We start from the raw sequence: 14,453 nt of genomic DNA on the forward strand, positions 1-14,453 counted from the left end.
GCGCTGCTGCGACCTGGCTGGTGGCGGCCAATGACAGCTATTCTCCGCCGGGGTTTTCGCAGCGGCTGGCGGCGAGCTTTCACGCCGGCGGCGGTCAGGTGGACTTCCACCTTCTCCCTGCGACCGCCGTGGAGGGGCATGGTCTCGCTGACCTCGGCGGCCGGACCGAGCACGACGCTGCCCTTGACCTTGCGCTCGGCGCAGCTCCACTCCCGCGCGCACGCGGCAGGGGCGGCGATGACCCGTCGCCAGTCAGCGACGGCTGAAACTCGCCAGTGCCTCGCGCGCGGCACGCTCACCGGAATCGCGGGCGCCATGGGCGGTGGTGAAGAAGTTGGGCGAGGTCGCTTCGCCGGCGAAGAACAGCCGGTCATTCACCGGCGCGGCGAGGATGGCGCGGTCGCCGGCATGGCTAGGCAGCGCGTGGGAGTAGGAGCCGCGGGCGAAAGGATCGTGCGACCAGCGCGAGGCCGTGAGCGGCCTGAGCCGCCTGCGCCAGTCCGAACCGAGCAGGGCGACGACCTCGTCGATCGCCTGGGCTGCCAGCGCGCCCTCGCCGGCGTCTGCGAGTTGCCGCGCATGGCTGCCGCCGAAGAAGCCGGAGATGCACGGCAGCCCGAGCGGCCGCAGGTGAAAACTGCCGACGCCGGCCCGGTCGGTGGCGCCGTAGAGGTGGCCGTCCGGCGGCAGGTCATCGAGATGGCTCGTCACCGCCAGCATCACCTTGTCGGCGAGGCCGAGGGGCAGGCCGGCCGCGGCCGCGACTTTGTCCGGCAGCGACGGCGAAAACCGAACGGCCTCGGCGGCGAGGAGATCGGTGGGAATGGTGACGATCACGCGCTCGGCGGTCAGCGTGCCGCGCGAGGTCTCGATCGTGATTCGTGGCCCGGCGTGGTCGATGACGGACGCCACGGTGCCGAGAGCCGCTGGACAAGGTGCTCCATAGGCGGCGATCAGCGCGCCGAGACCGTGTTTTATCCGCCAGTTGAAGTCGGTTTCCTCATACGCGTCCATGTCGTGGACCGACACGGCATGGAGCTCGCAGCCGTTGATGTAGGTGGAAATCGCGTCGATCAGCGGATTCCAGCGGTTGCCGGGCTCGAGCCAGCGGCTTGCCGGCGCGTCCTCGTCCGCGCCGGAGGCGATCTCGGCCCGGGCGTAGAAGGCTTCGATGGCCGCCCTGAAGGCGGCGCGCTCGTCGGCCGGAAAGCCGACATTGAAGGTCTGCTCGCGCCAGCGCGGCCGGCTGGTATCGACGACGAAGCCGAGCTGGTGGGCGATCGGGACCAGGGAGTTGCGGTCGGCCGAATGCAGCCACTCGCAACCGACGTCGAACGGAATGCCGCCCTCGAGTGTCACCGTCCAGCTCCGGCCGCCGAGACGCTCGCGCGCCTCGATCAGCAGAGTTGAACGGCCTGCCGCCTGCACCGTGCGCGCCGCGCCGATGCCGGCCGCGCCGGCACCGATGATCGCGATGTCGACATGTTGCGGCAACGTCACGGCAGCGCCTCGATGGGATCAGCCGACCAGGACTTCCTTCGACTTCTCGGCGCGCTTGCGCTCGGTGGGATCGAGCAGCTTCTTGCGCAGCCGGATCGACTTCGGCGTCACCTCGACGAGTTCGTCGTCCTCAATATAGGCCAGCGCCTTTTCCAGCGTCATCCTGATCGGCGGCGTCAGCCGCACCGCCTCGTCCTTGGAGGTGGTGCGAATGTTGGTGAGCTGCTTGCCCTTGAGCACGTTGATCTCGAGGTCGTTGTCGCGGGTGTGCTCGCCGACGATCATGCCGCGATAGACCTTCCAGCCCGGCTCGATCATCATCGGGCCGCGGTCCTCGAGCTTGAACATGGCATAGGCCACCGCCTCGCCCTGGTCGTTGGAGATCAGCACGCCGTTGCGGCGGCCGGCGATCTCGCCCTTGTAGGAAGCGTAGCCGTGGAACAGCCGGTTCATGATGGCGGTGCCGCGGGTATCGGTGAGCAGTTCGCCCTGATAGCCGATCAGGCCGCGGGTCGGAGCATAGAACACGAGGCGCAGCCGGTTGCCGCCGGACGGGCGCATCTCGATCATCTCGGCCTTGCGCTCGCTCATCTTCTGCACGACGACGCCGGAATGCTCCTCGTCGACGTCGATGACGACCTCTTCGATGGGCTCCTGCCACTGGCCGGTGGCCTCGTCCTTCTTCAGCACCACGCGCGGCCGCGACACCGACAGCTCGAAGCCCTCGCGGCGCATGGTTTCGATCAGGATCGCGAGCTGCAATTCGCCGCGACCGGACACCTCCATGGCGTCCTTCTCGGCGGATTCGACCACCCGCAGCGCCACATTGCCCTCGGCCTCACGCAGCAGGCGGTCGCGGATCATGCGGCTCGTCACCTTGTCGCCTTCGGTGCCCGCCAGCGGCGAGTTGTTGACGATGAAGGACATGGAGACTGTCGGCGGATCGATCGGCTGGGCCTTGAGCGGCTGCTCGACGAGCGGATCGCAGAAGGTGTCGGCGACGGTGCCCTTGGTCAGCCCGGCGATGGCGACGATGTCACCGGCCTCGGCTTCGTCGAGCGGCACCCGTTCCAGGCCGCGGAAGGCGAGAATCTTGGAGACGCGCCCCTGCTCCACGACCTTGCCGTCGCCGCTGAGCACCTTGACTGTCTGGTTGGGCTTGAGCGTACCCGAGCTGATGCGGCCGGTGATGATGCGGCCGAGATACGGGTTGGCCTCGAGGATGGTGCCGATCATCCGGAACGGGCCCTCCTCCACGGTCGGCGGCGGTACGTGGCGCACGATCAGGTCGAACAGCGGCTGCATGCCGAGGTCCTTCGGACCCTCGTAGCTTTCGGCCATCCAGCCCTGCTTGGCCGAACCGTAGAGGATCGGGAAGTCGAGCTGCTCCTCGGTGGCGTCGAGCGCCGCGAACAGGTCGAACACCTCGTTGATGACTTCGCTCGGCCTGGCGTCGGGCCGGTCGACCTTGTTGATGACGACGATCGGCTTCAACCCGACCTTCAGCGCCTTGGACACCACGAATTTGGTCTGAGGCAGCGGGCCTTCGGCGGCGTCGACCAGCACCAGGGCGCCGTCCACCATGTTGAGGATGCGTTCCACCTCGCCGCCGAAATCGGCGTGGCCGGGGGTGTCGACGATATTGATGCGGATGTCCTTCCACTGCACCGACGCCGCCTTGGCGAGAATGGTGATGCCGCGCTCACGCTCCAGGTCGTTGGAGTCCATGGCGCGTTCGGTGACCTTCTGGTTCTCGCGGAAGGTGCCGGACTGCTGCAGCAGCTTGTCGACGAGGGTGGTCTTGCCGTGGTCGACGTGGGCAATGATAGCGACGTTGCGCAAACTCATGGGCGTTCGGTTCTTCCAGCTCGAGGATCGCGGGGCGTGAGCCGACAGCTGTCGGAGGCGATCCGGTGGGCCGGTCCCTTAAGGGCCGGCAGGTCGCCCGAAAAAAGGCGGTGCCCGGCTCTGTCCAAACCGGGCACTCTCACGCGTTGCGCCGCAATATAGTGGCAAATCGCCGAAAAACAACGGCTGCGGGGTGCTCGAAGGGCCGATTTTGACGAACGTCGCGCGAGGGCGCCTGTGGTCTCAAATCGGCCCGTCCGGCCCTCGTCAGCGGCCCGGAGGCCGGAAAGCCGCCCGGATCAGCCAGATTCCAAGGGCGCCGATGGCGAATGTGACCGCAAACATGGTCAGAATGACGCCGACGACGGCCATGAGGGCGACCAGGCCGCCGCCGCTGCGCCGCTCCGGCACCCCTGACGGTGGCGGGGTTCCGGGGGGCCGTCATGGCTGGAGTTCCTCCTGCAGGCGGGCCCGGATCTCATGGATGCGGCCGTCCCGGTAAAACAGGTTGTAGGGGTCGAATGGAATGATCTGTCCTTCGGGCGTGACGAAATGGATGCAGGAGCGCTTGACGTTGCCGACGCAGAAATTGAAGCGGTCGAGAAACTGCACGATCGTGACGCGGAAGGCGTTCTCGTAAGCGAGGCCCCTCGGGCGCCGCGTAGTGTCCCGTTTCCAACGTTCGTATTCCTTTGCAGCAGGCGCTTCTACGAACGTAGCGGCAAGCCCCTGTAGGCAATTGCGAGACGCTGCATTAGCCGTTCGCTTGCCGCTCGATCCGTCGGTTCTGGCGTGGCGGAAGAACTGCACCCGGCAGAAGGCGGCAGCTGATGGTCATGCCTTGGCAGAATCGCCTTCCCTCACGCCCGCAATTGCATGGACGGTCGCGGCGGTAAGGCCATCAGCATGCTGCGGCGGTCGGCGACCGCGGCGTGGAACTGGTCGAGGGCGATATTAAAGGCGGTCAGTCCGCCTTCGTCGATCGCGCCGTCCTCGTAGGCATGCAGCGTTTCCTTGAGGATCTCGTCGGCCTCGGACTGCATCTCGTCGAGTTCTTCGTGGCTGCTCGCCCGCCGGGCGGTCGTCAGCATCTCCAGCAGCCGGACGCGCAGGGACGAGCTGTTCTGCCGCTCGTCTCGCCGCAAATAGCCGGCGAACCAGGCGCCCGCCGAGCCCATGGCCGACAGTCCCATGATGCCCCACCAGATGAAGTCGCTGTAGCGGTCGAGGAAGGTCTTCTCTTCGCCGTCGACATAGGCGGCGGCGCCCGGATGGGCCGGGATGTCGGCGTCCTTGTCGGTGTCGGGCGTCTCGATCTTGGCTGCCGCCGGCATCTCGCTCATCACGTTCTGCCGCACGGCGAAGAGCTGCCGGGCGAGTGTCGCCACGGTCGTGTCCGACAGGCTTTTGCGCACTACGATGTCGTGTGCGAAGCTGATGGTCTTGATGTCGTCGTCGGGGCGTGGCGGCACGCCGCCCAGCGATCCGGCCGTAATCTCGGCGGCGTCGTAGGCCGGGAAATTCTGCGCGATGGCATCGGCGGCATCGATCGTCAGGAACGTCGGCTCGCCGCCCTCACGCAGCGAGGCGGAGATTGCATCGGCGGTGATCCTGCTGTTGAGCGGCCCGGCGGCGAGGAAGGCATCGACCTTCTGGCCGCGCGTCGCCTCGCCGACTTCGCTGGTCGAGAACTGCACGACCTCGACCTTGGCCGGATCGACGCCGTATTGCCGCAGCACGATATTGAGCATCCTGACATTGGCTGGTGTCCGCCCGATCACGCCGATGCGGCGGCCGGCGAGATTCTGGATGCTCTTGATCGGGTTCTTGACCTTCTTACCCTTCGGTCCCGGCGGCACCCAGATCACAACGAGGTTCTTGCGCAGCACGGCGACGCTGGCGGCCTCCTTCGGCACGTCGAGATCGCCGCGGATCACGGCAAGATCGACGCTCTTGTCATCGAGCGCGGCTGCACTCGCCTTGGCGCCGTCGGTGACGATGGTGCGTAGCCGGATGTAGCCGCGCTCGCGGGCGAAGGCGTGGGCGATCGCCTGGATGACCTTGACGTCTTCACTGTTGGCCGGGCCGACGGCAATGCGCAGTGTCACCGGGCGCATTTCGACATAGATGAGCCCGACCACGACCAGCACAACGGCCAGCGCGACCGCCAGCGGCATGAAGATGCCGGCGCCCTTCGGCGGGCGTTTGGCGCGGAGCGGAACGGATTCGCCTTCGGCCGGCGCGCCCGAGGCCAGCGAACGCGAGAACAATTGGCGGAGCCTTGGATTCATTTGGGGCGCCCAGTTGAATGTAGAACTATAGCAAATCTGAGATTTGGGGCACGTGACGGTTCCGTCATGGTTAGCGAGGAGCCCCCGGAACCGGATGATGGTTTGGCCAGTCCCGTTGGGGCGACTTGGATCGGGACGGCATCGAGATGTTAAATTCTTGAGATAACGGGAGGTTCCCATGCGGACACGATTGACGGGTGAGGCTCGGGCCAAGGCGCTGGCGACGCTGTCCGGCTGGTCCGAGGCGACCGGCCGCGACGCGATCACGCGGACTTGTATCTTTACCGATTTCAGCGAGGCCTTCGGCTTCATGACGCGCGTTGCCCTCGCCGCCGAGAAGCTCGATCACCATCCGGAATGGCGCAACGTCTATCGGACGGTGGAGGTGGTGCTCTCGACGCACGATGCCGGCGGGCTTACGGAACTCGACGTCGATCTCGCCCACGAAATCAACCGCATCGCCGGCACGCCATAAGCGGCGGCGGGCTCGATCGCGGCCTTGCGCCGCGGCGGTCCTGTTCCCACTTTTCCCGGCAGGACGTGTCCCGCCGTTGAAGGGCAGGTCGCGGGAGGGTTTGATTGCGCATGTCAGGCGCCAGCACGGACTTCCAGGCTGACGATTTCGAGCCGGCGCGGCGTCTCGCCGAAGATCCGCCGCGGCTGCGCCGCGCGTTCTGGGCGAAGATGAAGCGCTTGGCCGCGCGTATTCCCTTCGCCGAGGATCTGCTTGCGGCCTATTACTGCGCCTTCGACCGGCAGACGCCACGCCATGTGCAGGTGAGCCTGCTCGGCGCGCTTGCCTATTTCATTCTGCCGTTCGACTTCGTGCCGGATCTGTTGCCGGTGCTCGGCTTCACCGATGACGCAGCGATCCTCGCAACGGCGATTCGCCTGGTGGCGAGCCATATTCGTCCGGATCATCGCGAGGCGGCCGGGGCCGCGCTGGCGAAGCTGCGCGGCGAGGCGAGCCGGGTTGCGCCGGACCAGTCGGACGCTGCGCAACAGCTCTGACAGGCAATACGGTTCTTGTTCGCCCGACCGGCGCCCCCGTTTGCTGCACGCGCTGCAATGGCCTGAAGACGCCTGCCGCCGCCGAGGGGTCGGCGTATCCTCACGGACGCAGGATCACCTTGCCCATGGCCTGGCGGCCGGCCAGCACATTCAGCGCGTCGGCGGTCTGTGCCAGCGGGAAGGTGCGGTCGACGTGGGACGAGATCTTGCCGTCGGCGGTCCACTGCACGAGCTTCTGCAGATTGGCGCGGTTTTTATCCGGATTCTGTTTCGCCCAGGCGCCCCAGAACACGCCGCGAATGTCGCAGCCCTTGAGCAGCGCGAGATTGAGCGGGATTTTCGGAATCTCGCCGGCGGCGAAGCCGATGACCAGGAAGCGGCCTTCCCAGGCGACCGCGCGCAGCGCCGCCTCGGCATAGGCGCCGCCGACGGGATCGAAAACGATGTCGACGCCCCGGCCGCCGGTGATCTGCTTCAGCCCTTCCTTGAGATCGTCCTTGGCGTAGTTCAGGCCGACCTCGGCGCCATGGGCCTTGGCGAAAGCGAGCTTCTCGTCGGACGAGGCGCAGGCAATGACCTTCAGCCCCATCAATTTGCCGAGCTCGCAGGCGGCTAGTCCGGTACCTCCGGCGGCGCCGAGCACCGCCAGCGTTTCGCCCGGTTTCGGCCGGGCGCGGTCTTCCAGCGCATGCAGCGCGGTGCCGTAAATGATGATGATGCCGGCGGCGCGGTCATAGTCGAGATTGTCGGGGATCTTCACCGCCTGCATCGCAGCCACGGCGATCTTTTCGCGCGCGCCGTTATAGCCGACCGAGGCGACGACGCGGTCACCCGGCTTGAATTCGGTGACGCCGGCACCAACGCTTTCCACCATGCCGGCGACCTCGGCCGCAGGCGAAAACGGAAACGGCGGCTTGATCTGGTACTTGCCCTGGATCATCAGCAGGTCGAAGAAATTGAGCGCCGCCGCCTTGATGGCGATCACGATCTCGCCCGCAGCCGCGACCGGATCGGGAATGTCGGCGAGCACGAGGTCGTCGGGGCCGCAATATTGCGAGCACAGAATGGCTTTCATGGCAGGCACCTGAATCTCGAAGGATCGAAAGTGCGGCCTATGTCGCGCAATTGCCTGCTGGGGCCCGCCGCCGCGGGGGTAGGCAATGACGAGACGCCGCGCTGGCCCCTTCATGGCGGATTTGAGGCGTGCCGACAATCCGAATCGTGTGCCGCGGCGTGGCGGCAACGTGCGCCCCGGGGGGTGCGCGGGCCGCTTTTCAAACAGGGCTTTCCCGGTTATTCCAGCGCGTCGACTGATTTGCAGCCGTTCGATCGGGACGGCGTCGGGGAAAAGCGAGGCGCGATGACGAGCGTGTGGCGAAGAGGAGCGGTGTCCTTCACTTCTGTCTTCACATCTGCTGTCGCGTCGGCCTCTGCAACGGCTTTCCTGCTGGCATGCATGCTGCCGCTCGCCGCTGTGCCGGCGTCGGCGCAGAGCGCCAAGCAGAAGGCGGCGAAGACTGCTCCGGCGAAACCCGCCGCCAAGCCGGAAGAGAGCAAGCCCTCGCCGACCGCCGGCGCCAGCCTCAGCGGCCAGTTCGGTACCTGGGGCGCCTATACCGCGATGCCCGGCGGCAAGAAGATTTGTTTCGCGCTGGCCAAGCCGTCGTCGTCCAAGACCACCCCGCCGAACCGTCCGCGCGATCCGGCCTACATCTTCCTATCGACCCGTCCGGCGGAAAAAGTCGCCAACGAAGTCTCGGTGATGATCGGCTATCAGCTCAAGCCGGGCGCGGACTCGACCCTCGAGGTCGGCGGCGCGCGTTTTGCGATGTACAGCCAGGGCGACGGGTTGTGGATCAAGAATGCCGCGGAGGAGGAGCGCATGGTCGAAGCCATGCGCAGGGGCACCGAAGCCACGGTCAAAGGCGTCTCGGCGAAGGGCACCGAGAGCACCGACGTGTTCGCGCTCAAGGGCCTCGCCCAGGCGCTCGACCGCGTCGCCCAGGACTGCAGGCGCTGAGATCGGCGCGCGGAAGACCGGTTCCGCAGCCCCGATCCGGTTGCAGGATCGTGGAAAACGGTTATCTGAGGGGCAACCGGCGAGCCGCCGGCGCCGGGCGCTGGTCCGGCGGCGTGGGCAGTGCCCGAGGGCCTTAGTCAGGCTTCTGATATCGTTGAGTAATTTCGCCCTGTGGAGCCCTCCCGCAGCGCCGAGTGCAGGAACCCGAAAGCGGATGACCGAGCTGTCGCACCCGTTGCAGACGCCTGAGAGCGGGCGCCCGGCCATGCCGCTGGAGAAGACACCGCTCGAGAGCTACGTGGCGCTGGCGAAGCCGTCGCTGATCGGCCTGTCGCGCGCCGAACTGATGGAGCGCCTCGCCGAACGCGGCGTGCCCGAGAAGCAGCGCAAGATGCGGGCCCAGCAGTTGTGGCACTGGATCTATGTGCGCGGCGCCCAGGATTTCGCCGCCATGTCCAACATGGCGAAGGAGATGCGCGCCGAGCTGGACCGCCATTTCACGCTGGCGCGTCCGGAGATCGTGGCCGAGCAGATCTCCGCCGACGGCACCCGCAAGTGGCTGCTGCGCCTGCCGAGCGGCCACGCCTCCGAGCGACCACACGAGGTCGAGTGCGTCTACATCCCTGAAACCGATCGCGGGACGCTCTGTGTCTCGTCGCAGATCGGCTGCACCCTGAACTGTTCCTTCTGCCACACCGGTACGCAGCGGCTGGTGCGCAACCTGACCGCCGGCGAGATCGTCGGCCAGGTGATGATCGCACGCGATCGCCTCGGCGACTGGGTAGATCGCGAGACGCCCAACGGCAACCGCCTCGTCACCAACGTCGTGATGATGGGCATGGGCGAGCCACTCTACAATTTCGAGGCGGTGCGCGACGCGCTGCTGATCGTCTCGGACAACGAGGGTATCGGCCTGTCGCGGCGTCGCATCACGCTGTCGACCTCCGGCGTGGTGCCGAACATCGCCCGCGCCGGCGATGAGATCGGCTGCATGCTGGCGATCTCGCTGCATGCCGTGCGCGACGAATTGCGCGACGAGCTGGTGCCGCTCAATCGCAAATATCCCATCGCCGAACTGCTCGAGGCCTGCCGCAACTATCCCGGCGTCTCCAATGCGCGCCGGATCACCTTCGAATATGTGATGCTCAAGGGCGTCAACGATTCGCTCGACGATGCCAGACAGCTCGTGAAACTGCTCAAGGGCATTCCGGCCAAGATCAACCTGATCCCGTTCAATCCCTGGCCGGGCAGCCGCTATGAATGCTCCGACTGGGCGCAGATCGAACGTTTCTCGGAATATGTCTTCAACGCCGGCTACTCCTCGCCGGTCCGCACCCCGCGTGGCCGCGACATTCTCGCCGCCTGCGGCCAGCTCAAGTCCGAGACCGAGAAGCTTACGGCGCGCGAGCGGCAGGCGCTGCGCGCCATGGCCATGACGGACTAGAAGCTGCGGCCAATGGCACTCATCATCCGCATCGTCGTGATCCTGATCGGCTTCCTGCTGGCGAGCTTCGCCGCCGCAGCCGTGGTCATTGCCGCCGTGCTCAATCCCGACTGGAGCGGGGTCCGGCTCGGTTTCGACGAGGACACGATGCCGATCATCGCCACCTTCGGCTTCATCTTCATCAGCGGTTTTTCGCTGCTGCCGGCGATGGTGGTGGCGCTGGTCACCGAGGCCTTCGGTCTGCGCAGCATTCTCGTCTATGCGATCGGCGGCGCCGCCATCGGCGCGGCGTGTTATCTGAGCCTCGTTCCCTTCGATGCCGAGACCATGCGTTTCGTCGGCGTCATCCGCCGCGAACTGGAAGTGATGGTCGGTGCCGGCGTCGTCGGCGGTCTCGTCTACTGGCTGGTGGCAGGCCGCAACGCCGGCCGCTGGCGGCTGCCGCCGACCTCCACGGGGCCGCAATGAATCGCACCGGACTTCTGATCGCGTTGGCGCTGGCGCTCCTTTTCGTCGTTCTATTCGCGGTCTATCCTGACCTCGATCTGAAGGTCGCGTCCTATTTCTACGATCCGAAGACGGTCAGCTTCCCTGTGGCCAGGGGCGCGGTGGCGGCCTTCGCCCGCGACGCGGCGATGTGGATCGTCTGGGGCTTCGCCGCACCTTTTATCGTCGCGGTGGTGGTGAAGTTCGCCCGGCCCTTGAAGCCGCTGCTCCTGCCCGGCCGCACCGTCGCTTTCATCCTGATCACCATCATCCTGTCCGCCGTTCTCATCAGTAATCTCGGCTTCAAGGCTCATTGGGGCAGGCCGCGCCCGGTCATGGTCACCGAATTCGGCGGCCCCTGGACCTTCAAGCCCTGGTACGATCCGAGCGGCGCCTGCCCGAAGAACTGCTCGTTCTTCTCCGGCGAGGGCGCCACCGCATTCTGGACCTACGCCCCAGCCGCCCTGGCGCCCCCGGCCTGGCGGCCGCTGGCCTATGTGGCGGCGACGACCTTCGGCCTCGCCACCGGCGGACTGCGCATCGCCTTCGGCGGTCATTTCCTCAGCGATGTGCTGGCTTCGGGGCTGGTGAGCTTCCTGGTCATCTGGCTGACCTATGCCCTGATCTATCGCTGGCCGGCGACGAGGCTCACCGACGCGGCGGTCGATGCCGCGCTGACCCGCCTGGCGCTGCCCGGCTGGCGGCGGCTTCGCCGTCTGTTCGGCCGCTCCACCGAAGCGCCCTGACCGGCGAAAGCCAAAATCTGGCAGGATCTTACCGGCTATCCGGCGGTGGCCTTCGGCCTCCTGTTTCGTGGCGCATCTGTTGCGGGCCCTCCCGCCTTTGCGTTATCAGAAGCGCAAGATCCGCGCCCGGCGCCGCTGCCCCGGGCTGACATCCCGCCTCGCACCACAGGGACCCGATGACCAAGCACGTGAAGAAGGTTGTGCTCGCCTATTCCGGCGGACTCGACACCTCGATCATTCTGAAATGGCTGCAGACCACCTATGGCTGCGAGGTCGTCACCTTCACCGCCGACCTCGGCCAGGGCGAGGAGCTCGAGCCGGCGCGCAACAAGGCGCTGCTGCTCGGCATCAAGCCGGAAAACATCTTCATCGAGGATCTGCGCGAGGAATTCGTCCGCGACTACGTCTTTCCGATGTTCCGCGCCAACGCGGTCTATGAGGGCCAGTATCTGCTCGGCACCTCGATCGCCCGGCCGCTGATCGCCAAGAAGCAGATCGAGATCGCCGAGAAGGTCGGCGCCGATGCCGTCGCCCACGGCGCCACCGGCAAGGGCAACGACCAGGTCCGCTTCGAACTCGGCTATTACGCCCTCAAGCCCGACATCACCATCATCGCGCCGTGGCGCGAATGGGACCTGCGCTCGCGCGAACAGCTGATCGCCTTCGCCGAACAGCATCAGATTCCGATCGCCAAGGACAAGCGCGGCGAGGCGCCTTTCTCGGTGGACGCCAACCTGCTGCACGCCTCCAGCGAGGGCAAGGTGCTGGAGGATCCCTCCCAGGAAGTGCCGGACTACGTCTACTCCCGCACCATCGATCCGGAGAAGGCGCCGGACCAGGCGACCTACATCACGGTAGATTTCGAGAAAGGCGATGCGGTGGCCATCGACGGCAAGAAGTTGTCGCCCGCCGCCCTGCTGGCGAAGCTCAACGAGCTCGGCCGCGCCAACGGCATCGGCCGGCTCGATCTCGTCGAGAACCGCTTCGTCGGCATGAAGTCGCGCGGCATGTACGAGACCCCCGGCGGCACCATCCTCCTGGTGGCGCATCGCGGCATCGAGCAGATCACGCTCGATCGCGGCGCGGCGCATCTCAAGGACGAGTTGATGCCGAAATATGCCGAGCTGGTCTACAACGGCTTCTGGTTCTCGCCGGAACGCGAGATGCTGCAGGTGGCGATCGACAAGAGCCAGGAATTCGTCACCGGGCAGGTCCGGCTCAAGCTCTACAAGGGCAATGTCATCCTGGTTGGTCGCGACAGCAAGTATTCGCTGTATGACCAGGATCTCGTCACCTTCGAGGAGGGCGCGGTGGCCTATGACCACCGCGACGCGGCGGGCTTCATCAAGCTCAATGCGCTGCGGCTGCGCACGCTCGGCCAGCGTAAGCGCAAGCTGAAGCTGTAAGCTGCGTGGGCTATGAGCCCACCTCTCGGATCAAGAAATCGGCGTGAAGAAATGGCCGGGACGATCGTCCCGGCCATTGTCATGTTGGCGATGTTATGTTGCCGATCCGGCTCAGCGCGGCGGCGCGACGCCCGGAGGCGGGGCCGCCACCGGATTGGTCTGTCCGGTCAGCAGCGGCGTGATGCGCCGGACGGTGACGCGGCGGTTGCGCCGTTCCGGCCCGTCGGTCGGAACCTTGAGATACTGCTCGCCGTAGCCCTGCGAGGTCAGGTTCTCCGCCGGTACCTGGAATTGCTGCGTCAGCAGGTTTGCCACCGATTCGGCCCGCCGATCCGACAGCGACAAATTGTCGACATCGTTGCCGACCGCGTCGGTGTGCCCCTCGATCAGGAACACCTCGCGCGGGTTGCGCGAGATCGCTCGGTTGAGCCCGTCGGCGATCACCTGCAACTTCGCGGCCTGGTCCGGCGCGATGTCCGCCGAGCCGGTGTCGAAGGTGACGGTGTCGAGATCGATGCTCGGCATGCGCTGGCGCACCGATGGCGAATAGCGGATCTCGTCCAGCGAGAAGCGGCGCTGGAGCCGCTCGACCGGCGGCGCCATCAGCGTGTCGTAGATCACCTCCGGCGGCGCGTCCTCCGCCTCGACGATGTAGCGATCCGGCGGAATCCGCAGCACTGGCGGCGGCATGTCGACGTAGTAGCCGCCGATCGCGTTCGGGTCGCGATAGGTGTTGTCGATGATGATCACCTCGCGGCCGTCGCGATCGCGGCGGATGCGACGGAGAAGCCCGCCGTCGGGATCCGTGACGGTGACGATCTGCGTGCCGTCGGGCCGGATGATCACCGTGCGGGTGTCGGCGCCTTGCTGCTGTACCTGGACGTCGCGGGCGCCATAACGGAAGCGGTCGACGTCGCTGTGCCGGATGAACGACTGGCCGTTCGGATCCATGATGATGACCCGGCCGGGTTCGCGGATGACCGTGCGTCCGCCTTCCTGCGTCTGCTGACGCTGGGCGCGGAAGTCCTCGAGCCTGCCTCCGATCTGCGGTGCATTGGCCGGCAGCGGCGTTGCCGCAGCGGTCGGCGCAGCCAGCGCCGGTAGCGGCGCGGCAACTGCGGGTACCGGGGCAGCGGCCGGCGTTCCCGGCGGCATCCCGGGGGGCGGACCGAGATGTTCGCTGCGCTGCTGGGTGGGCGCGGGTGGCTGGCCCGGCGCAGGAGTCTGAACGGGGGCAGCACCGGGCGCGGTGGCGTTCGGCGCAGTGGGCGCCTGATGCGGCGCGCCACCCGGGGCTGGCGCGGTCTGCTGCGCCGGAGCGGCCGGCGCAGTCGGCGCCGGCACTGGCGTGCCTTGCCGCGGCGGCGTCACATCGCGGACGCCCGGAGCCGGCAGTGCATGCGATGGTGCAGGCGCCGTAGCGTTTGGCGGCGGTGGCGGTGTCTTCGGAGCCTCCTTCGGCGCGACAGCGGCGGTCGGCGGGGTGGCCGGCGCCGGCACTGGCGTGCCTTGCCGCGGCAGCGTCACATCGCGGACGCCCGGAGCCGGCAATGCATGCGATGGCGCAGGCGCCGTGGCGATTGGCGGCGGTGGCGGTGTCTTCGGAGTCTCGTTCGGCGCGACAGCGGCTGGCGGCGGTGGCGGCGCCTTCGGAGCCTCCTTCGGCGCGACAGCGGCGGTCGGCGGGGTGGCCGGCGCCGG

General features: G+C 66.8%; 12 protein-coding genes and 1 pseudogene. 7 read left to right on the forward strand and 6 right to left on the reverse strand.

Going from position 1 to position 14,453, the window contains the following annotated elements:
• Window positions 1-252 precede the first annotated feature (252 nt).
• From DB459_RS09385 to DB459_RS09400, 4 genes and pseudogenes are all read right to left on the reverse strand, one after another.
• Complete coding sequence (locus tag DB459_RS09385) at window positions 253-1,500, reverse strand: NAD(P)/FAD-dependent oxidoreductase (RefSeq protein ID WP_253712587.1); 1,248 nt, start codon at window positions 1,498-1,500, stop codon at window positions 253-255.
• Window positions 1,501-1,518: 18 nt separating this feature from the next.
• Window positions 1,519-3,348 carry a translational GTPase TypA gene (typA, locus tag DB459_RS09390; RefSeq protein ID WP_253712588.1) on the reverse strand — a complete coding sequence of 610 codons (1,830 nt, stop codon included), beginning with the start codon at window positions 3,346-3,348 and terminating at the stop codon, window positions 1,519-1,521.
• Between the two features lie 441 nt (window positions 3,349-3,789).
• A pseudogene (locus DB459_RS09395) lies at window positions 3,790-4,002 on the reverse strand (radical SAM protein); the annotation flags it as partial.
• 206 nt (window positions 4,003-4,208) lie between these two features.
• On the reverse strand, window positions 4,209-5,639 hold the full coding sequence (locus DB459_RS09400; protein ID WP_253712589.1) for a TAXI family TRAP transporter solute-binding subunit: 1,431 nt from the start codon (window positions 5,637-5,639) through the stop codon (window positions 4,209-4,211).
• A gap of 178 nt (window positions 5,640-5,817) precedes the next feature.
• Between DB459_RS09400 and DB459_RS09405 the strand changes: the two genes are divergently transcribed.
• Both DB459_RS09405 and DB459_RS09410 read left to right on the forward strand, forming a co-directional pair.
• Window positions 5,818-6,114, forward strand: a complete 297-nt coding sequence (locus DB459_RS09405) for a 4a-hydroxytetrahydrobiopterin dehydratase (protein ID WP_253712590.1) — start codon at window positions 5,818-5,820, stop codon at window positions 6,112-6,114.
• 110 nt (window positions 6,115-6,224) lie between these two features.
• A complete protein-coding gene (locus DB459_RS09410) occupies window positions 6,225-6,650 on the forward strand; it encodes a YkvA family protein (RefSeq protein WP_253712591.1) in 426 nt (141 codons plus the stop codon).
• Between the two features lie 100 nt (window positions 6,651-6,750).
• Here DB459_RS09410 and DB459_RS09415 read toward each other — a convergent pair whose 3' ends face one another.
• Window positions 6,751-7,725 (reverse strand): NADPH:quinone oxidoreductase family protein, encoded by a 975-nt coding sequence (locus DB459_RS09415; protein ID WP_253712592.1) that lies wholly within the window; start codon window positions 7,723-7,725, stop codon window positions 6,751-6,753.
• Window positions 7,726-8,106: 381 nt separating this feature from the next.
• On the opposite strand from DB459_RS09415, the gene DB459_RS09420 reads away from it, so the two are divergent.
• From DB459_RS09420 to DB459_RS09440, 5 genes are all read left to right on the forward strand, one after another.
• A complete protein-coding gene (locus DB459_RS09420; RefSeq protein ID WP_253713496.1) occupies window positions 8,107-8,670 on the forward strand; it encodes an invasion associated locus B family protein in 564 nt (187 codons plus the stop codon).
• A gap of 265 nt (window positions 8,671-8,935) precedes the next feature.
• Window positions 8,936-10,114 (forward strand): 23S rRNA (adenine(2503)-C(2))-methyltransferase RlmN, encoded by a 1,179-nt coding sequence (rlmN, locus tag DB459_RS09425; RefSeq protein ID WP_253713497.1) that lies wholly within the window; start codon window positions 8,936-8,938, stop codon window positions 10,112-10,114.
• Window positions 10,115-10,126: 12 nt separating this feature from the next.
• Window positions 10,127-10,582, forward strand: a complete 456-nt coding sequence (locus tag DB459_RS09430; RefSeq protein ID WP_253712593.1) for a hypothetical protein — start codon at window positions 10,127-10,129, stop codon at window positions 10,580-10,582.
• Window positions 10,579-11,346, forward strand: a complete 768-nt coding sequence (locus DB459_RS09435) for a phosphatase PAP2 family protein (protein ID WP_253712594.1) — start codon at window positions 10,579-10,581, stop codon at window positions 11,344-11,346. Before DB459_RS09430 ends, DB459_RS09435 begins: the two co-directional genes overlap by 4 nt.
• 176 nt (window positions 11,347-11,522) lie before the next feature.
• Window positions 11,523-12,752: an argininosuccinate synthase gene (locus tag DB459_RS09440; RefSeq protein ID WP_253712595.1), complete on the forward strand. Its 1,230-nt coding sequence runs from the start codon at window positions 11,523-11,525 to the stop codon at window positions 12,750-12,752.
• Window positions 12,753-12,863: 111 nt separating this feature from the next.
• Here the strand turns inward: DB459_RS09440 and DB459_RS27550 are convergent, their stop codons facing one another.
• Window positions 12,864-14,096: an OmpA family protein gene (locus tag DB459_RS27550; protein WP_371926902.1), complete on the reverse strand. Its 1,233-nt coding sequence runs from the start codon at window positions 14,094-14,096 to the stop codon at window positions 12,864-12,866.
• Window positions 14,097-14,453 lie beyond the last annotated feature (357 nt).

The organism is Bradyrhizobium sp. WD16 (assembly GCF_024181725.1).
GTDB lineage: Bacteria > Pseudomonadota > Alphaproteobacteria > Rhizobiales > Xanthobacteraceae > Bradyrhizobium_A.

Bases quoted from the DNA above. Each gene is read 5' to 3' on its own strand.
- DB459_RS09430 (WP_253712593.1), top strand. From the start codon at position 10,127: ATGGCACTCATCATCCGCATCGTCGTGATCCTGATCGGCTTCCTGCTG.
- DB459_RS09440 (WP_253712595.1), top strand. From the start codon at position 11,523: ATGACCAAGCACGTGAAGAAGGTTGTGCTCGCCTATTCCGGCGGACTC.
- DB459_RS09420 (WP_253713496.1), top strand. From the start codon at position 8,107: ATGCTGCCGCTCGCCGCTGTGCCGGCGTCGGCGCAGAGCGCCAAGCAG.
- rlmN (WP_253713497.1), top strand. From the start codon at position 8,936: ATGCCGCTGGAGAAGACACCGCTCGAGAGCTACGTGGCGCTGGCGAAG.
- DB459_RS09400 (WP_253712589.1), bottom strand. From the start codon at position 5,639: ATGAATCCAAGGCTCCGCCAATTGTTCTCGCGTTCGCTGGCCTCGGGC.
- DB459_RS09410 (WP_253712591.1), top strand. From the start codon at position 6,225: ATGTCAGGCGCCAGCACGGACTTCCAGGCTGACGATTTCGAGCCGGCG.
- typA (WP_253712588.1), bottom strand. From the start codon at position 3,348: ATGAGTTTGCGCAACGTCGCTATCATTGCCCACGTCGACCACGGCAAG.
- DB459_RS09405 (WP_253712590.1), top strand. From the start codon at position 5,818: ATGCGGACACGATTGACGGGTGAGGCTCGGGCCAAGGCGCTGGCGACG.
- DB459_RS09435 (WP_253712594.1), top strand. From the start codon at position 10,579: ATGAATCGCACCGGACTTCTGATCGCGTTGGCGCTGGCGCTCCTTTTC.
- DB459_RS09415 (WP_253712592.1), bottom strand. From the start codon at position 7,725: ATGAAAGCCATTCTGTGCTCGCAATATTGCGGCCCCGACGACCTCGTG.